The sequence below is a fragment of the Chromatiaceae bacterium genome, from assembly GCA_024235395.1.
Lineage (GTDB): Bacteria > Pseudomonadota > Gammaproteobacteria > Chromatiales > Chromatiaceae > Thiosocius.
In genome coordinates this window covers 127,081-144,996 of the sequence record JACKMK010000003.1, presented here as the reverse complement: position 1 = coordinate 144,996, position 17,916 = coordinate 127,081, and the positions used below count along the sequence as shown (strand labels likewise).

Here is a 17,916-nt window from a genome sequence, read left to right as displayed (position 1 = left end):
GCGCCTAGCGGCCTGCGCTGTGCGCCGCCAGCCAGGCACGTACGGTGGCCACCAACTGCTCCTGCACGCCGACGAATCCCGCACGGGCGCCGGCCACTGCGACCTGGCGGAAATTGCCGGCGGGCATTTGCGCGCCGGCCCGCCGCCGCGCATCCGCGTTGTCGTCGACTGTCGCGACGTCATTTGCCGCATACAGGTCCAGCACCGGCTGCTGCAGGGTACGCAGTACCGCGAGGCCGCCGACGGCGCTGTCCTCGGTGATCGCCGAGCTGACCAGCACCACACCGAGCAGATCCGAGCTGCCCTTGTCCGCGAGGAACTGCACAGCGACCGGTCCGCTGTCGCCGACGCCGATCACCACCAGCCGCTTCAGGTCCCGCCCGCGCAGCCAATCGAGACCCGCCTGCAGCCGCCCGCTGATCACCGCATGTGTCCCCAGCCAGTCCGCACGCCGCGCGCGTTCGGGCACCGAGGGCAGTTGCAACGACAGTGTCTCCCATCCACCGCCGGGCAGTCCCAGGCGCAGCGGCTGCACCACTTCGTGACTGTCGGCATTGGTGCCCTGGTCGTGCAGTATCACGACCGCGCCGCGTACTTCCGGAAGGTCGCTCGGCGCGTGTAATGCGAAGAAGGTGCCGCCGTCGTCGTTCAGCTCGATCCGCTCGCCGCGCAGGTCGCCGGCGGCGGCCCAGGATGCGGCCAGACGCTGATCGGCAAGCAGATCGCCTGCCGCGTCGCCGGGCGCGAACACACACAGCGCGAGGGCGCTGGCCAAAGCAATGTCTCTCATGCCTGTGGGCTGCAAAGCGATGGGCTTTCCGGTAAAGTCTGCCGTCCGAATCGATCCGGCGGGCCCGAAGTCGGTAAATCCCGGTCTCTCCGGGGCGAGCGGCGGCGCACGGACATTCAGGTCCCGCAACCTGCAGTATTGACGGTTGCGTGCCGCGTGCCATCCCGGGCGCGCGCGATGCCGAATCGAAACAACGTATCTTGGGGCCCGGTTAACCGGGGCGTTCAGCAGAATTTTAGCGCCGGTTGACCGGCTTGGGAGTGACGACATGGCCGATTACGCGATCGCACCGTCCATTCTTTCCGCGGACTTCGCGAAACTGGGCGAAGAATGCGACAAGGTGCTGGCGGCGGGTGCCGATTTCATTCATTTCGACGTGATGGACAACCACTACGTACCGAATCTGACGATCGGCCCGCTGGTCTGCGAGGCGTTGCGCAAGCACGGTATCACTGCGCCGATCGACGTGCACCTGATGGTCAGCCCGGTCGACCGGATCGTCGGTGATTTTGCGGCCGCAGGCGCGACCTACATCACTTTCCACCCGGAGGCCTCCGAGCACATCGATCGCACCCTGCAGTTGATCAAGTCCGAAGGTTGCAAGGCCGGTCTGGTGTTCAACCCGGCGACGCCGCTGAGCCATCTGGAATATGTGATGGACAAGATCGACATGATCCTGCTGATGTCGGTGAACCCGGGCTTCGGTGGCCAGAGCTTCATCCCCTCGGCGCTCGACAAGCTGCGTCAGACGCGCGACCTCATCAAGGCCTCGGGACGGGACATCCGCCTGGAGATCGACGGCGGCGTCAAGGCCGACAATATCCGCGAGATCGCGGCCGCGGGTGCGGACACCTTCGTCTCCGGTTCAGGGATCTTCGGCAAAGGCAAGGATTCCGATCCCAATCGGTACGACAGCGTCATCGCGGAGATGCGCGGCGAACTGGCGAAGGCGGGATGACCCAGGTGTCGACGCAGTCCGCGGTCCTGAAAAGGCCCAAGATGGTGCTGATCGACGTCGACGGCACCCTGGTCGACAGCGTGCCGGATCTGGCGTATTGCGTCGACGAGATGATGAAACGCCTGGGACGCGCGCCTTGTGGCGAGGCCGCAGTGCGCAACTGGGTCGGCAACGGCGTGGAACGCCTGGTCAAACGGGCGTTGCTCGGACAGCTTGACGGCGAGCCCGACGAACAGGAGTTTGCACGCGCCTATCCGTTGTTCCTCGAGTTGTATGCCGAGAATACGTCGAAGCGCTCGTGCCTCTACCCGGGCGTCCGTGAGGGACTCGACTACCTGCGGGCCCAGGGTTATCGATTGGGCTGCGTCACCAACAAGGCGGCCCAGTTCACGATCCCCTTGCTCAAGGACCTGGGGGTGCACGATGCATTCGGCATCGTGGTCTCCGGCGATACCCTGCCGGTGAAAAAACCGGACCCGGGTCCGTTGCTGCACGCCGCGCGCCATTTCGGTGTCAGCCCGGACGATGCATTGATGCTGGGCGATTCCAAGAGTGACGTCACGGCGGCAAGGGCGGCCGGTTTCCAGATCGTCTGCATGAGCTATGGCTATAACCATGGCGAGGACATCCGCCGCTACGCCCCGGACGCGGTGATCGACTCGATGGCCGAATTGAGAGACCTGGTCTGAGGTTTCCGACCCGGTCGCGCCGCCCACCGGGTGTATGAACGCAAAAACCCCGCACCTCGGTGCGGGGTTTTTGCTGGCCGTGCGGCCGGTCAGCGCGGAGTCATTACTCTGCGGCTTCGACCTGCGGGGCAACCGGCGGAACCGGTGCGTAGCCGTACGGGCCATAACCGTAGAACGGCTGCTGGTAGTTGTAGCCGCGGCCCCAGCCGTCGCCGTAGCCGTAGCCGTTGCCGTAGCCGCGCATGTTGGTGTGGCCACGACCCGAGAAGTTCATGCTGAAGGTGCCTTCGCCAGCGGCGTCGCCGGTACCGTCGAACACGCCGTTGGTGTAGCCGTTGCCGGCGCCATAGCCGTTGTTGTAGCTGTTGTCGTAGCCATTACCCCACCAAGCGGAGGCCTGGGTGGCAGCGAGGATGGCAGCGATAGCGATGATCTTTTTCATGTCGTTTCTCCGAGTTTGCTTTTCTGGAACCCGCAGGCCCCTTGGTTTGGTCTGGTTTCCCGCCGGTCTCGGCGGTGAGGCGATACAGCTGCCGTTGAGTTGAAGTATATAAGCAAATGCTAAAATGTCAATATAGAATTTGCGTATGCGGGAGCCCGGTGCCGCCCGGCGGAAACCTCGGGCAGGGTGGCCTTGGCGATAAAGGTTTTTTTGGCTACTGTTATCGGCCTTGCGCCTACCGACACTGCGTACCGATGACCTATCTCGCACACATCAGGACACACTCCGCAGGCCCGCGATGGCGGCGCTGAGTTCGCCGTGCCCTGTCCTGCCGTCTATTTGTGTGGAGTGAACAATGACCCCCGAGCAATTCGCCGCCCTGGTCGACCAGGGCTACAACCGCATTCCCGTGGTCTGCGAGGTCCTCGCCGACCTCGATACCCCGCTTAGCGTCTATCTGAAGCTTGTCGACGGGCCCTACGGGTTCCTGTTCGAGTCGGTTCAGGGCGGCGAAAAGTGGGGTCGCTACTCCATCATCGGCCTGCCTTGTCGGACCATCCTGCGGGTCGTCGGCAACCAGGTGACGGTGCACGATGCCGGCAGCGAGGTGGAGCGGGCCACCGTCGACGACCCGTTGCAGTTCGTCGAGTCGTTCAGGCAGCGCCATCGCGTACCTGAGCTCGATCAGCTGCCGCGCTTCAGCGGCGGACTGGTCGGGTACTTCGGCTACGACACCATCGCGTACATAGAGCCGCGCCTGCGCAACGCCGACAAGCCGGACCCGCTCGGCTGTCCGGACATCCTGCTGATGGTCGCCGACGAGGTCGTCGTCTTCGACAACCTGAGCGGGCGCATGTACCTGATTGTGCATGCCGATACCACCCGTGGAGAAACGCTCGACCAGGCCTTGGCACGCATCGGCGAATTGGTCGAGCGGGTGCAACAGGGCGCACCGCGGCACCGTTCGACGCACCGGCGGACAGTCGATGAGGCCGACTTCGTTTCCGGCTTCACCGAGGCCGGGTTCAAGCGCGCGGTCGAGCGCATCAAGCAGTACATACTGGATGGCGACTGCATGCAGGTGGTGGTCTCGCAACGGTTGTCGATCCCGTTCGGTGCCCGGCCGCTCGATCTGTACCGCGCGCTGCGCGGTCTCAACCCGTCGCCGTATATGTACTTCCTCGATCTCGGCGATTTCCAGATCGTCGGCTCCTCGCCGGAGATCCTGGTGCGTGTCGAAGACGGCGAGGTCACGGTGCGACCGATCGCCGGCACCCGCCGGCGTGGGCGCAGCGAGCAGGAAGACCGTGCATTGGAGGCCGAGCTGCTGGCCGATCCGAAGGAATTGGCCGAGCACCTGATGCTGATCGACCTCGGGCGCAACGATACCGGCCGGGTCGCCGAGGTCGGTAGTGTGCGCCTGACCGACAAGATGGTCGTCGAGCGCTATTCGCACGTGATGCATATCGTGTCGAATGTCGTCGGTCGGCTGCGCACCGGGTTGAGCGCGATCGATGTGCTGCGTGCGACCTTCCCGGCCGGTACCGTTTCCGGGGCGCCGAAGATTCGCGCGATGGAGATCATCGACGAACTCGAGCCGGTCAAGCGCGGGGTCTACTCGGGTGCGGTCGGCTACCTGTCGTGGAACGGCAATATGGATACCGCGATCGCGATCCGCACCGCGGTGGTCAAAGACGGTCAGCTGCACATTCAGGCCGGGGCCGGGATCGTCGCCGATTCGGTGCCCCAGCTCGAATGGGAGGAGACAATGAACAAGGGCAGGGCGATGTTCCGTGCGGTCGCGCTCGCCGAGGCCGGCATCGATCGCTATCCCTGCGACGACGAGGATTGAGCGCGCGGCGCTGCGACCGCGCAGCCGCCGCCTGTTCGCTGGGTGTCCCGCCGTCGAGGCCGTTCACACGCGCGGCAATTCCGCGATGGTCGATGGATCTCCGCGCCGATGCGCCGGAGAAAACAGGGAGGTGGACGGGAAGGTCCACCCCCCTGGCTAGCTGTCACCCTGGGCAACCGTTGCGGTTGCCCAGACGATGGCTTCACTCAGCGGCGTCTCCGGCCTCGTCTTCTTCCAGCCAGCAGGCATAGAAGTAGTTGCCGGCCGGGGTCGAGCGCAGCTGTGCCTCGCCCTGTTGCGAGAACACCCCACCGCTGTCCTTGGCGAGCGCGGTCCAATCCCAGATGACCTCGGGGTCGCTGTGATCGACCGGCTCGTAGCCGTCCTCAGGCAGCACGCCATACGCCGAGTATTCGAACGTCGTACCGTAGTTGGTACTGCGGGCATAGAAGAGGTCCGCTGGCCGACCGATCGGTTCGTCCTCGTCATCCGACAGGTCGGTGTTGACGTTCTCGTCCGCGTTGACCGCCGTGCCATAGGAGATGAACACGACGTTCGGCGCGAGCTTGTCTTCACGCAGGCACGGAGCGGCAGCCCCGCGACGGTCCACGCAGGCCTTGATGGTACCCGGCGGTGACACGACGCGCGGTTCGGCCACGGTGTACTTGGTGTTTTTCAACAGGCTGACGTTGCGCGGCGGTTCCGGGACGCCGGCGGCGTAGTCGGTGCATTCGAGTTCGGCACCTTCACCCTGGATGTCGCCGACACGCTGGCAGTGCTGAGTCAGCACCTTCGCCCGCGGATCGGTGGTCCAGGTCTGGCCGCCATCGAACGAACGCCTGACATAGAAGTTGTACACATCGTTGGCGTTACGCGCAGCGGCCCAGTTCGGCGTCCATGAATAACCCATGACGACGAAGCCACCGCGGATCTGTCCACGGTGCGCGATCGCGTTGTCGTAGGGATTCGCATAGGACTCGTCGAGCAGGTTGGACAGGCTCCAACTCCATTCGGTCACCTTCGGCACGCCGCCTTCGGTGTCCTCGTCCGTCCCCTCCACCGTCACCGCACTCATGTTGGTCACGCGGCCGGCCAGACAGGTCGCCGGATCGTTCACGCCATCGTATGCCGTGCAGGTGAAGTTGCTCGCTGCATAGGGGTTGAGTTTCGGGTTGTAGCCGTCGTCAGCCGGCAGCGAGCCGAGCGGCGCGCTCATGCGGGCGAGCATGATGTCGGAAGGACCGCCCTTGCCCTCGATGCCCTGTTTCCACAGCGCCAGCAGTGGTGTACGGCCGGTGCTCGCAGTGGTCGGCACCATGCCGGCACCTTGCAGCATGAAGCGAATGCGCCGGGCATTCTCGGTCACGTACCGCGAATCGGCCGGGTACAGGTTCGCGAGCGATTGTGCGGGCGTGTAAGGAAGCGCCACGGTATCGTCGAGCCAATAGCTATGACCGTCCGGATCCCGATACGGGCCGTTGACACGCAGACCCGCGGCGATGGTCTCGGGCTTCTTGAAGTCGAAGCTGTGGTAGTAGACGTCTTTGCCCTGGAACAGCGCAAAGAACTCACAGGCCTCCTGGTCCGCATCCGCGATCTGACCATCGCAGTAGTCAGGCACGAATTCGCCCAGCCCCTTGGTCTCCTCGTAGGCGAGGATCGCCCAGGCACCGGCGGTATTGCCCGCGGCGTCGGTATAGGGCTGCAGGAACAGGTTCGGCCGCGAAGCGCCGGTGTCGCCGTTGAGCAGCCGTCCGTCGCTGGCGACGCAGACGTTCTTGTCGTCGACCGTCACGAAGTGATCGCAATAGTCCGCTTTACCCTCGGCGTCCTGGTCGAAGTCGTAGGCGCACCACGGGCGCCCCGGAGACAGGTAGTTGTCTTCGTTGCAGGCCGCGTTGTCGGTGATCCGTACCGGTACCGAGAACGGATACAGGGCGCGTACGCGCGGTGTGCCGTCCTCGTTGGTGTCCTGAGGATCGCCACTCGGTACGTCGGCGGTATCGATCGCGGAGAACTTCTGACCCCAGCCTACCCAGCTGTACCAGACGTCGGTCTGGTTGTTGGTCGTGGCACCGGAGCCGCCGTCGCCCGGTCCCGCGGCACTGCCGAGACGCAGTCCGTCGGGGTCTTCCTGCCAGGCCATCGCAAAGCCGGCACCACCGCCACCGCCCATGAAGATCTGCAGGGCGTCGCGGCTACCCGATGTGAGGCGCTCGGACTTGTAGAGCTGCACGACCGGTGCGCCCTTCGGATCCATGTAACCCAGCTTGTTCATGGTCGCCCGGGAAGCCCAGACGCAGCTGTAGGGCACCTCGCCCAGACCGAGGTCCTGGTACTCGGGATCGGCATCGTAGTCGATCGAGCCCTGGCTGCCGGCCACACCGTACAGGTCCGGATAGACCGGCGCGATGCATTTGTCATCGGCGTCCACGATCGGGTCACCGTTCGCATCCAGGGTGCACTCCGCGTAGGCCGGTCGGCCGGTCGAGCAGAATTTGTCGGTCCAGGATACGGCGATGAAGTTGCCTTTCACCTGCTGGACCGGTTTGCGCGAGTCGCCGTACTTGGTTTCGCCGTCCTCGGTGGAGAACGAGCTGCGGTCGCCGGTCTTGGACAGGTTGTAGCGTTTGTAGGTCGCGCCGTCGTCCAGCGAGACCGCGAGGAAGACGTCCGATACGCCGTAGGGCTCCACTTCCTCCTCGTAGGAAACCACGATGGGCTGGACCTGGCAGACGTTGTCGTCGGCCGTGCCATCCGCATCGGCGACCAGATCGCCGACCAGGCACAGACTCGGGTCCGCCGGGTCGCGGTCATTGAGCGCCGTACCGTCGGCCTTCTGCGCCGGGACATAGATGGTCGCGGCATTCATCTTCGCCTTCGCACTGGCATATTCCGGGTTGTGCGAGACGTTCTTGAGGAAGATGCCGCTGGGACTGTCGGGGTTGGCGACGATCAGCGACTGATCCTCGGCGAGTGGATTGAAGTAGGGGTTGTAGATAACCTTCCTCAGCCAGATGTCGCTGGCGACGATCTCGGGTTCCGCGGCGGCCGCTATGCCGGCCGATGCCGCGAGCACGCACGCCGCCAGGGGTGTGAGCGTTCGTTTGAGGTACATCATTGTAGGTTCCTCCTTGAGTCAACTTCTTGGGTCGGAGGCCGGGCCACAACGGCTTGCGGTGGCGACCCGTTTATAGCGGCACTTTGACTGCGGTGTGCCGGAATTCGAAACTCGTTAATGAAATATATAAACAGCGACTCTATTTTCGTCATTGAGAATCCACACGACGGAATGTATGTCGGTTGCCGACTGTTTGCCGGCTTGTGTATCTCAGTATGTAGGTAGGCTCGGCTTTATTTAGTTCTATATCTTCATGCTAGGCCCGGGTGCCGGCGCGGTGCGGTTGCGTATTTTGACCTGCATCAAACGACCGCGTCGTGAGCGCCGCGTCGACGAACGAAACCCTGTGAATCGATTGATCCACATTAAAGGCCGGCGCAACAGCACTGCGTAGAATGCGCCCATAGCACCGGTCCAGGTGTATCGTCGGGGTGTACGCAATGCCCGGGCGCCGGCGGTGGCTTAATGTCGCGCTGGGGCGAAACGCGCGAAAGGGCGATATATATCTCGACCGGCCAGCCCGCCGACAGCGACTGCCTGGATCGTGGTCGATTGCCCTACTGCGGCTCTGATGAAGCGATGAGGGAGTCGCGTGGATGCTGTATCCCCGATTCGCGGACCTGTCGATACGACACCGATTGTCAGCTTTATTTACAATTGTTCTGGTGCCTTTCAGGCGTGTCCATTTAACTGCATGTAATAACTAAGTAACCTGTTTGTGGCGCGAAACTTGCGAGTCGTCCGACAGGCATAGGTTGCTGAGACGGAGATGTAAAACATGAAAATCAAAACATTCCTGGCCGGCCTGGTGCTGGCCGCCTTTTCGGGTTCGGGTCTGGCAAGCCAGATCGTCCTCGATATCACTTTCGACGCCTTCCCCGAGGAGACGGCATTCGGGCTGTGGGACGCCGCGACGGCGCCCAGCGAGGCGGATTATCTCGCCAATGCCGGTCTTGCGCTGAGTGGCTACGCCTATGACGTGGCAGCCAGTTCGCCGATCGGTTTCGGCGACGGGTACGTCCTCCCTGGCGATTTTCTCGGTGAAGCCCCCGGACCCTGGCAGTTCGTCTGGGATATCGATGTTGGCCACTACACCTTCATGCTCTATGACGACTTCGGCGACGGTATCTGCTGCGCCTTTGGCGACGGCGAGTACACCCTGACGGTGGATGGTGTCCAGGTCGCCAGCGGGGGTGATTTCGGAAGCATCGACAGGGTCGAGTTCAGCGCGGTGCCGCTGCCTGGCAGTCTCGCGTTGCTGAGTCTCGGACTGCTCGGATTCGGTCTGCGCAAATTGCAGACCCGCTGAGCCGGGACGGTTGTAGGCGATACGGGGCCGCACCTCGGGTGGGGCCCCTGTTGCAGTGAAGTGTTCGGCTGTCGCGCCCTCGCGGCGCGCAGCACCCTGTCGCATCCACTCGCGGATGCGTGTCGCGGTTCGACGGACCCGACGACGCCTCTTTTCGGGGCGCCCCCCCTGCATTAATGATGCGATGCGTTCCATCGCGCTGTTACATCGCCGCTGCGGTACGGTGAGGGCGGTTCGGCTGGTATTGCTACTGTCCGGGCGCCCATCGATCGCGCAGGGTCTTCCGCGGCCGCCCAGCGACGAGACCCGCTCGGACAATTTCGACGGCTTCGCGGCTACAGTCGCGACCCATTCTGAGCGACAATCACCGGCTTGACGCGAGCCACGGGGGTTCGACCGCGACTGCGGCCCCCTTCTGTGCTCGGGATGGTCGGCCCATGGCCCGTCGAAGCCAGCGAAACCGAGATGCCAGGTCCCCTATGCTGTTGATGATCGATAACTACGACTCCTTCACGTTCAACATCGTGCAATATTTCGGTGAGCTCGGTGCCGAGGTGAAAGTCGTGCGCAACGACGAGATTGACGTCGCCGGGATCGCGGCGCTGCAGCCGAGGCAGCTGGTGATTTCGCCGGGACCCTGCACGCCGGACCAGGCCGGGGTATCGGTCGCCGCGATCAAGGCGTTCGCCGGCAAGTTGCCGATCCTCGGCGTATGCCTCGGCCACCAGGCGATCGGGCAGGCTTTCGGTGGCCATATCGTGCATGCGCGCGAGGTGATGCATGGCAAGACCTCGCCGATCCACCACCGCTCGGTCGGGGTGTTCTCCGATCTGCCGAATCCGTTCGAGGCGACCCGCTACCACTCGCTGGTGATCGATCGGGCGACCCTGCCGGACTGCCTCGAGGTCACCGCCTGGACCGAGCACGACGGCGGAATAGACGAGATCATGGGGGTCAGACACCGGGAGCTCGACATCCAGGGCGTGCAGTTTCATCCCGAGTCGATCCTCACCGAACACGGGCACCGGATGTTGAAGAATTTCCTCGACGGACGCTGAGGCGAGCAGCAGGGGGGCGTACGAAATGGATATGAAACAGGCGATCGCACAGGTGATCGAGCGACGCGACCTAAGCGGCGATCAGATGACCGCCGTGATGCGCACCATCATGACCGGAGGAGCGACGCCCGCGCAGATCGGCGGTTTCCTGGTCGGGTTGCGCATGAAGGGCGAGAGTATCGGCGAGATAGCCGCCGCAGCGGGCGTGATGCGTGAGCTGGCGTCGGGTGTGGATATCGGCGATCTGGCGAACACCGTGGACATCGTCGGTACCGGTGGCGATGCCTCGGGCACCTTCAACGTCTCGACTGCGAGCATGTTCGTCGCCGCCGCGGCAGGCTGCCATGTCGCAAAGCACGGTAACCGCTCGGTTTCGAGCAAGTCCGGCAGCGCGGATGCGCTCGAGACTGCGGGCTTGCGGCTCGACCTGACGCCTGCTCAGGTCGCGCAATGCGTGCGCGACGTCGGCGTCGGCTTCATGTTCGCGCCGGGTCATCACGGGGCGATGAAGCATGCGATCGGGCCGCGCCGCGAGATGGGTGTGCGCACAGTGTTCAACGTGCTGGGGCCGCTGACCAATCCGGCCGGGGTGCCGAATCAGTTGCTCGGAGTATTCAGCGATCAACTGCTTGAGCCGATCGCCGAGGTCTTGCGTCGGCTCGGCAGCCGGCATGTGATGGTCGTGCATTCGCGCGACGGCCTCGACGAGATCAGTATCGGCGATGCGACCGAGGTGGCCGAGCTCAAGGACGGCGCGGTGCGGCGTTTCACCGTGGAGCCTGAAGATTTCGGCGTGTCCCGCAGTCCGCTCGACAAGATCCGCGTCGACGGGCCCGAGGCCAGCGTCAAGACCATCATCGACGTGCTCGACGACAGGCCCGGTCCCGCGCGCGACATCGTCGTGTTGAATGCCGGTGCCGCGATCTATGTCGCCGGTGTGGCGGCAACGCTGAAGGACGGTATCCACGCGGCTGACCGCGCGATCGCCAGCGGAGAGGCGCGCAACCGGCTCGACCGGTTGGTCGTGCTGACCCAGAGCTTCGAATGATGGATGGGGTCCCGGATATCCTGCAGCGCATCGTTGCGCGCAAACGCGAAGAGATCGCTGCGCGCCGGGCACAGGTGACGCAGGCCGCGCTCGAGGGCCGCCTGGCAGACGCCGACACGCCGCGTGGCTTCGTCGCCGCGTTGCAGGCGAAGGTCGAGGCCGGGCAGGCCGCGGTGATCGCCGAGATCAAGAAGGCCTCGCCGTCGAAAGGTGTGCTGCGCGAGGACTTCCACCCGGCCGAGATTGCGCGCAGCTACGCCGACGGCGGCGCCGCCTGTCTGTCGGTGCTGACCGATATCGATTTCTTCCAGGGCAGCGACGTCTACCTGCAGCAGGCCCGTGCGGCCTGTGCCCTGCCGGTGATTCGCAAGGACTTCATCGTCGACGACTACCAGGTGCTCGAGGCCCGTGCGATCGGTGCCGATTGCATCCTGCTGATCGCGGCCTGCCTGGACGACCGGAGCCTGCGCGCGCTCAACGACCGGGCTCGGGAACTCGGCATGGATGTGCTGATCGAGGTGCACGATGCACAGGAACTGGAGCGCGCCTTACAGACGGACAACCGCCTGATCGGGGTCAACAACCGCAACCTGCGCACCTTCGAGGTGTCGTTGCAGACCACGCTGGATCTGCTCGACCGGATACCCGACGACCGTCTGGTCGTGACCGAGAGCGGCATTCTCGCGCCGAAGGACGTGCGCCTGATGCGCGATCACGGGGTACATGCCTTCCTGGTCGGTGAGGCGTTCATGCGTGCCGAGGATCCGGGCGCAAGGCTCGCCGAGTTGTTCAGCTGAGCGTTGCAAGATCGTCCGCTCGGTCCGCCAGGTGGCGGGCCGGACGGGTACCAGCGATCAGCGGGTGCCGAATACGACGATCGTCTTGCCCTTGACGTGGATCAGGCCGCGCTCCTCGAGGTCCTTGAGGACGCGTCCCGCCATCTCCCGCGAGCAGCCGACGATGCGCCCGATCTCCTGGCGGGTGATGCGGATCTGCATGCCGTCCGGATGGGTCATCGCGTCCGGTTGCTTGCACAGGTCGAGCAGCGTGCCGGCGATCCGCCCGGTGACGTCGAGGAACGCCAGATGGCTGACCTTCTGGCTGGTCGCCGCGAGGCGCTCGGTCAGCTGCCGGCCGAGGGCATAGAGGATGTCCTTGGTGAACGACCGCAGGTCGCCTTCGAACAGTTGTTCGAGCTTGGCGTAGGAGATCTCGGCGAGCTCGCAGGAGCTGCGCGTGCGGACCATCACCGAACGCTTGGGCACCGGGATGAACAGGCCCATCTCGCCGATGAAATCGCCCTTGTTCAGGTAGGTGAGGATGATCTCGCGTCCATCTTCATCCTCGAGGTACACCGTCACCTGACCAGAGACCAGGTAGAACAGGCTGTCGGCCGGGTCGCCGGGGTGGATGAACTCGGTCTTCGCCGGATAGCGCCGACGGTGGCAATGCGCCAGAAAGGGCTTCAGCCAGTCCGGGTCGCGCGGCGGTGGCTGAGCGATGCTATACGGGTTCGTCTGCGGCATGTGTATCGGGTTCGGGCAATATCCGGATTCTAGGCAGGCTGCTGCCGATTGTCGAACTGTGCTAGCCTCGATGGTCGTTTTTGTGACGGGGCGCCGATGAAGGCTAGAGTCAAATGGGTCGACGGGGTGACCATGCTCGGCGAGTCCGGCAGTGGCCACGCGGTGGTGATGGACGGTCCTCCCGAGCACGGTGGGCGCAACCTCGGCGTGCGGCCGATGGAGATGCTGCTGATCGGCATGGGCGGTTGCACCGAATTCGATGTCCTGCTGATCCTGCGCCGTGGCCGTCACCAGGTCAGTTTCTGCGAGGTCGAGCTGGAGGCGGAGCGGGCCGACAAGGACCCCAAGGTATTTACCCGCATCCACGCGCACTTCCGGGTCGGCGGCAAGGGGCTGACCGAGAAGGTCGTCGAGCGCGCGGTCCGCATGAGCGCCGAGAAATATTGCTCGGCGTCGATCATGCTGGCTGCGACCGCCGAGATCACCCACGATTTCGAGATCGTCGACGTCGAATGAACCGGCCCGGCCTGGGATATGGCATGCGTCACGTCGCACTGTTCGTGCGCGACCTCGGCGCCTGCGAGCGATTCTACGTGGAGCTGCTCGGGATGCGTGTCGAATGGCGGCCGGACGCGCACAACGTCTACCTGACGTCGGGGCCGGACAATCTGGCGCTACATCAGGCCGACCCGGCGGCCGAACGTGACACCGCCGGCCAGCGCCTCGACCACATCGGTTTCTTCGTCGAGAGCGCCGAAGCGGTCGATGCCTGGTTCGCGTGGCTGCGCGACCACCAGGTGACGATGCGCAATGCGCCGCGCACCCACCGCGACGGCGCGCGCAGTTTCTATTGTTACGACCCGGACGGCACCCTGATCCAGATGATCCATCACCCTCCGATCGATGCCTGGGAGGCCCGGCGGGACCTTGCTTAGATGCTTGTCGCGACAGGCGTTTTCACGTATTTTGACGGCCGTTTTTTGCCCCGGGGCGAGTAGTGATGCCGCAATCGAAGAAGATCAAGCTGCACGGCTTCAACAATCTCACCAAGACGCTCAGCTTCAATATCTACGACATCAACTACGCGGCGACGCCCGAGCAGGAACGCGGCTACATCCGTTATATCGACGAGGCATACAACGCGGACCGGCTGACCGACATCCTCAACCGGGTCACCGAGATCATCGGCGCCAACGTGCTGAACATCGCGCGGCAGGACTATGACCCGCATGGCGCGAGCGTCACCATGCTGATCTCCGAAGAGCCGATCGTCGCAGAACACCTGTCGAACAGCGAGTCGCCCGGGCCCCTGCCGGAGTCGCTGGTCGGTCACCTGGACAAGAGCCATCTGACGGTACATACCTACCCGGAGAGCCACCCGGACAACGGCATCTCGACCTTTCGTGCCGACATCGATGTGTCGACCTGCGGCCGCATCTCGCCGCTGAAGGCCTTGAACTACCTGATCCACTCGTTCGAATCCGACATCGTGATCATGGACTACCGCGTGCGTGGCTTCACACGCGACGTGAACGGCAAGAAGCACTACATCGATCACAAGATCAACTCGATACAGAACTTCCTCGCCCGCGACACCCGTGAGCGCTACCAGATGGTCGATGTCAATGTGTACCAGGAGAACATCTTCCACACCAAGATGATGCTGAAGGAGTTCGATCTCGACAGCTACCTGTTCGGCGTGGACGTGGACGATGTGTCACCCAAGGGGCAACGCGAGATCGCGAACAAGATCCGCCGCGAGATGCTGGAGATCTTCTACGGGCGCAACATCGCACGCGGGCGTTCAGTGTGACCTGCCGGCCGACATCGGGCCTTTGCCGATGTCAGGCGAATCGACGCGGGTTCTGCCAGCTCGCGCAGGGGGTCGAGTGGCGGACCGGCGGATCGACATCCAGTCTCAGCAGCGTCAGCGTGCCGCCCCATAGGCAGCCCGTATCGAGCGCCCAGACGTTGTGCTGCGCCAGATAGCCGAGCGTCGACCAATGGCCGAACACGATACGCTGGTCGCTGCTCGCCCGGTGCGGGTGTTCGAACCAGGGTACGCGGCCGCGTTTCTGGCTGCCCGGTGGGCCTTTTTCCTTTAGCGCGAGTTTGCCGTCCGCATCGCAGTAACGCAGCCGGGTCAGGCAGTTCGTCGTGAATCGCCAGCGTTCCATGCCGCGTAGTTTCGGGTCCCAGCGGTCTGGCTTGTTGCCGTACATGTGGGCGAAGTACTCCCCGTGTCCGTCACTGCGCAGGACCTGCTCGACTTCGCCGGCGCATCTGAGCGTCGTGGCCAGGTCCCACTGCGGCGGCAGGCCGGCATGCAGGAGTACGAAGTCCAGTTCCCTGTCGTAGTGGACCAGTGGTCGATGGCGCAGCCAGTGCAATAGCTCGTCGCGGTCCGGTGCCGACAGCACCGGCTGCAGACTCGATTCGTCCTTGTGTTTGTCATTGCCGTTTGCCAGCGCCAACAGGTGCAGGTCGTGATTTCCGAGCACGCAGATGGCCGCATCTCCGAGGCCGCGCACGAATCGCAGCACGCCAAGCGAATTCGGCCCCCGATTGACCAGGTCGCCCACGCTCCATAGCGTGTCGCTTGCCGGATCGAAATCGACGGCGTCGAGCGCACTTCTGAGTTCGTCGTAACACCCCTGGATGTCGCCGACCGCATAGATCGCCAATGCTGAACCTGCCGTGCGCTCGGTTAGTGGAGGACGCGCGGCACCGACAGCGCAAAGCGGTCGATCGGGGCCAGGAAAGAACGACCATCATCGGCGACCATCTCGTATTCACCCTCCATGGTGCCGACCGGGGTCTCGATCACGGTGCCGCTGGTGTAGCGAAACACCTCGCCGGGGCGCAGGTAGGGTTGCTCGCCGACCACCCCCTCGCCGCGCACCTCCTGCACCTTGCCGTTCGCGTCGGTGATCAGCCAATGGCGGTTCAGCAGCTTGGCCGGTGCGCTTCCGGCATTGCTGATCGTGATGGTGTAGGCGAATACGTAGCGATCCGCGTCGGGATCGGACTGCTCATCCACGTACACGGTCTCGACACCGATCTCAATCCTGTGATTCATGGGCCCGCCTGCTGGGTTGCTGCGCGACTGCGTGTCTGCTGGAACCTACTGTCACCAAGGGGGAAAAGCAAGGCCGCTACAGGCTGTGCGAATCCTGCCGACAAAGTGTTCGGTGGTTGAGGTGGCGCGCCGCGACATTCATGGATTCTGCGCCCGATCGGGAAATGACGATGCGTGTCTTGTTGCTGATGGTCTTCGGTTTAGGGCTGCTGGCGCCGGCGTGGGCGGTCGACGCAGAGGGCCGGATGGTTGCGGCCGCCGCGGCCGGACGATCCGAGGAGGTTCGCGACCTGCTGGTGCAGGGGGTCGATGCGAACACCAAGAATGGTTCGGGACGACCGGTGCTGGTGATCGCCGGCTTCAACGGTAACCGCCGCACGACGCTGGTATTGCTGGCCGCCGGTGCCGATGTGAACGCTGTGGACAACGGCGGTACCAGTGCCCTGATGGCCGCCAGCGCGCTCGGTCACAGGGAGTTGGTCGATCTGCTGTTGGTCGCCGGTGCCGATGTCAATCTAAAGGATACCGGCGGCAAGACCGCTTTGGCGCGCGCGACCCTGGCCGGGCACGGCGAGGTGGTCAGTGCACTCAAGGACGCCGGAGCCGTGGAAGGCGATGCGGGCGCCGAGAAGAAATGATGGCGATGTGCTTTACTACGTGCACGCAGCGAGGGCGCGTCGCACCTAACATCGCCGACAGTTGTCGCGGGGCTGTGATCTCCCGCACGGCGGCCAGACTCGGTTTGCACGGAGAATCAGGAAACTTTTCATGACGGGGGTTGGTGCGATGCGTAGATCTGTATCCCGTTCCTCCGGCAGGGCGGACCCGTTCGGGTTGCTCGTCTTGGCGGTGGCGCTCGCGTTGACAGTCACAATCGGCATCCAGGCGCGCGCCTCTGCGCCGGATGGCTGGACGGACCTGCGTACGGAAGTGGTTTGCACCGCGCCCTGCGTCAGTCCGGAACAGTCTCGCTGAGTCGCCTCGGCGGCATGCCTGCCGGCTGACGGATCCAGCGGCGTTGTGTGTTCGCGCCGCTGCCGGGTGATCACCCGGTGGTTTCTTGAGCGCTATTTTCGAGCATTTCAATCGCGACACTGATCGCGGCGGCCAGGCTGTCGGGGTTCGCATTGCCGGTTCCGGCGAGATCCAGGGCGGTGCCGTGATCGACGGATGTCCGGATCAACGGCAGGCCCAGGGTGATGTTGACGGCGCTGCCGAATCCCATGTGTTTGAGTACCGGCAGGCCCTGGTCGTGATACATCGCCAACACCACGTCGGCGTCGCGCAGTCGCGGCGGGGTGAATGCCGTGTCGGCCGGCAGCGGCCCCTGTAGCGAGAGCCCCTCGGCGGTCAGCCGCCTCAACACCGGTTCTATTACCTCGATCTCTTCGCGACCGAGATGGCCGCCCTCGCCGGCATGCGGATTCAGACCGCAAACCAGGATGCGTGGTCGGTCGATGCCGAAGCGGTGGCGCAGGTCGTTGTCCAGGATGCGCAGCACGCGTTCGACGCGTTCCGCGGAGATGGCATCGGCCACCGCGCGCAGTGCCAGGTGCGTGGTGACCAATGCGACGCGCAGGCCCGGGCAGCTCAGCATCATCACCGGCCGCCCACCGGCGCGACCCGCGATGTATTCGGTATGCCCGGTGAACGGGATGCCGGCGTCGTTGATGACCCCTTTGTGCGCGGGTGCGGTCACCATCGCGGCGAAGCGTCCGTTGCGGCAGCCGTCGATGGCCAGATTCAGGAGATCGAGGACATAGGGCGCATTGCCGGTATCGACCAGGCCGCAGCGGCTCGGCCTGCGCAGTGGCACCGGTGCGACCCAAAGGTGTCCGGGTGGTGCGGGGTCTTCCGGTGTCCGATCGTCCAGCTCGCGGATCTTCAGCGCTATCCCCAGTTGCGCTGCGCGTTCGTATAGCAGGGCCGGGTCGCCGATCGCGACCAGCGGCACCGGCCAGGCACGCTGAGCGATCTGTGCGCACAGTTCCGGACCGACGCCGGCCGGTTCTCCGGTGGTGATCGCGAGCACCCGGCCGGGCAT

General features: G+C 64.2%; 18 protein-coding genes. 11 read left to right on the top strand and 7 right to left on the bottom strand.

Translation table 11 applies throughout. The annotated features are described in order from the left end of the window. Positions 1 to 4: 4 nt before the first annotated feature. Positions 5 to 790: a DUF3530 family protein gene (locus H6955_14015; protein MCP5314669.1), complete on the bottom strand. Its 786-nt coding sequence runs from the start codon at positions 788 to 790 to the stop codon at positions 5 to 7. A 268-nt stretch (positions 791 to 1,058) separates the two neighbouring features. Between H6955_14015 and rpe the strand changes: the two genes are divergently transcribed. Together rpe and H6955_14005 are read left to right on the top strand one after the other, a co-directional pair. Next, a complete protein-coding gene (gene rpe, locus H6955_14010; GenBank protein ID MCP5314668.1) occupies positions 1,059 to 1,748 on the top strand; it encodes a ribulose-phosphate 3-epimerase in 690 nt (229 codons plus the stop codon). Beyond that, complete coding sequence (locus H6955_14005; protein ID MCP5314667.1) at positions 1,745 to 2,437, top strand: phosphoglycolate phosphatase; 693 nt, start codon at positions 1,745 to 1,747, stop codon at positions 2,435 to 2,437. Before rpe ends, H6955_14005 begins: the two co-directional genes overlap by 4 nt. Before the next feature lie 103 nt (positions 2,438 to 2,540). On the opposite strand, the gene H6955_14000 is transcribed toward H6955_14005, so the two are convergent. Then, positions 2,541 to 2,879 (bottom strand): sulfur globule protein CV1, encoded by a 339-nt coding sequence (locus H6955_14000; GenBank protein MCP5314666.1) that lies wholly within the window; start codon positions 2,877 to 2,879, stop codon positions 2,541 to 2,543. Between the two features lie 355 nt (positions 2,880 to 3,234). Between H6955_14000 and H6955_13995 the strand changes: the two genes are divergently transcribed. Continuing rightward, positions 3,235 to 4,731 (top strand): anthranilate synthase component I, encoded by a 1,497-nt coding sequence (locus H6955_13995; GenBank protein MCP5314665.1) that lies wholly within the window; start codon positions 3,235 to 3,237, stop codon positions 4,729 to 4,731. 202 nt (positions 4,732 to 4,933) lie between these two features. Here the strand turns inward: H6955_13995 and H6955_13990 are convergent, their stop codons facing one another. Further along, complete coding sequence (locus tag H6955_13990; GenBank protein MCP5314664.1) at positions 4,934 to 7,852, bottom strand: hypothetical protein; 2,919 nt, start codon at positions 7,850 to 7,852, stop codon at positions 4,934 to 4,936. Positions 7,853 to 8,630: 778 nt separating this feature from the next. Between H6955_13990 and H6955_13985 the strand changes: the two genes are divergently transcribed. The 4 genes from H6955_13985 (at position 8,631) to trpC (ending at position 12,064) form a co-directional block, all read left to right on the top strand. Then, the gene (locus tag H6955_13985) at positions 8,631 to 9,161 is read left to right on the top strand and encodes a PEP-CTERM sorting domain-containing protein (protein MCP5314663.1); all 531 of its coding nucleotides are present in this window, start codon (positions 8,631 to 8,633) and stop codon (positions 9,159 to 9,161) included. A gap of 479 nt (positions 9,162 to 9,640) precedes the next feature. Continuing rightward, entirely contained in the window at positions 9,641 to 10,219 is a 579-nt protein-coding gene (locus H6955_13980) for an aminodeoxychorismate/anthranilate synthase component II (protein ID MCP5314662.1), read from the top strand. A gap of 25 nt (positions 10,220 to 10,244) precedes the next feature. Continuing rightward, positions 10,245 to 11,267: an anthranilate phosphoribosyltransferase gene (gene trpD / locus H6955_13975; protein ID MCP5314661.1), complete on the top strand. Its 1,023-nt coding sequence runs from the start codon at positions 10,245 to 10,247 to the stop codon at positions 11,265 to 11,267. After that, positions 11,267 to 12,064, top strand: a complete 798-nt coding sequence (trpC, locus tag H6955_13970; GenBank protein MCP5314660.1) for an indole-3-glycerol phosphate synthase TrpC — start codon at positions 11,267 to 11,269, stop codon at positions 12,062 to 12,064. Before trpD ends, trpC begins: the two co-directional genes overlap by 1 nt. A gap of 57 nt (positions 12,065 to 12,121) precedes the next feature. On the opposite strand, the gene crp is transcribed toward trpC, so the two are convergent. Beyond that, positions 12,122 to 12,793: a cAMP-activated global transcriptional regulator CRP gene (crp, locus tag H6955_13965; GenBank protein MCP5314659.1), complete on the bottom strand. Its 672-nt coding sequence runs from the start codon at positions 12,791 to 12,793 to the stop codon at positions 12,122 to 12,124. Between the two features lie 96 nt (positions 12,794 to 12,889). Here crp and H6955_13960 point away from each other — a divergent pair, with 96 nt between their 5' ends. The 3 genes from H6955_13960 (at position 12,890) to speD (ending at position 14,606) form a co-directional block, all read left to right on the top strand. Further along, a complete protein-coding gene (locus tag H6955_13960; protein MCP5314658.1) occupies positions 12,890 to 13,309 on the top strand; it encodes an OsmC family protein in 420 nt (139 codons plus the stop codon). Further along, a complete protein-coding gene (locus H6955_13955; GenBank protein MCP5314657.1) occupies positions 13,306 to 13,728 on the top strand; it encodes a VOC family protein in 423 nt (140 codons plus the stop codon). The genes H6955_13960 and H6955_13955 overlap by 4 nt, the downstream gene beginning before the upstream one ends. A 65-nt stretch (positions 13,729 to 13,793) precedes the next feature. Then, positions 13,794 to 14,606 (top strand): adenosylmethionine decarboxylase, encoded by an 813-nt coding sequence (gene speD, locus H6955_13950; protein MCP5314656.1) that lies wholly within the window; start codon positions 13,794 to 13,796, stop codon positions 14,604 to 14,606. Positions 14,607 to 14,637: 31 nt separating this feature from the next. Here the strand turns inward: speD and H6955_13945 are convergent, their stop codons facing one another. Next, complete coding sequence (locus H6955_13945; protein MCP5314655.1) at positions 14,638 to 15,477, bottom strand: symmetrical bis(5'-nucleosyl)-tetraphosphatase; 840 nt, start codon at positions 15,475 to 15,477, stop codon at positions 14,638 to 14,640. Between the two features lie 23 nt (positions 15,478 to 15,500). Next, a complete protein-coding gene (apaG, locus tag H6955_13940; GenBank protein MCP5314654.1) occupies positions 15,501 to 15,872 on the bottom strand; it encodes a Co2+/Mg2+ efflux protein ApaG in 372 nt (123 codons plus the stop codon). Positions 15,873 to 16,042: 170 nt separating this feature from the next. Between apaG and H6955_13935 the strand changes: the two genes are divergently transcribed. After that, complete coding sequence (locus tag H6955_13935) at positions 16,043 to 16,510, top strand: ankyrin repeat domain-containing protein (protein ID MCP5314653.1); 468 nt, start codon at positions 16,043 to 16,045, stop codon at positions 16,508 to 16,510. A 407-nt stretch (positions 16,511 to 16,917) separates the two neighbouring features. On the opposite strand, the gene pdxA is transcribed toward H6955_13935, so the two are convergent. Further along, on the bottom strand, positions 16,918 to 17,916 hold the full coding sequence (gene pdxA, locus H6955_13930; protein ID MCP5314652.1) for a 4-hydroxythreonine-4-phosphate dehydrogenase PdxA: 999 nt from the start codon (positions 17,914 to 17,916) through the stop codon (positions 16,918 to 16,920).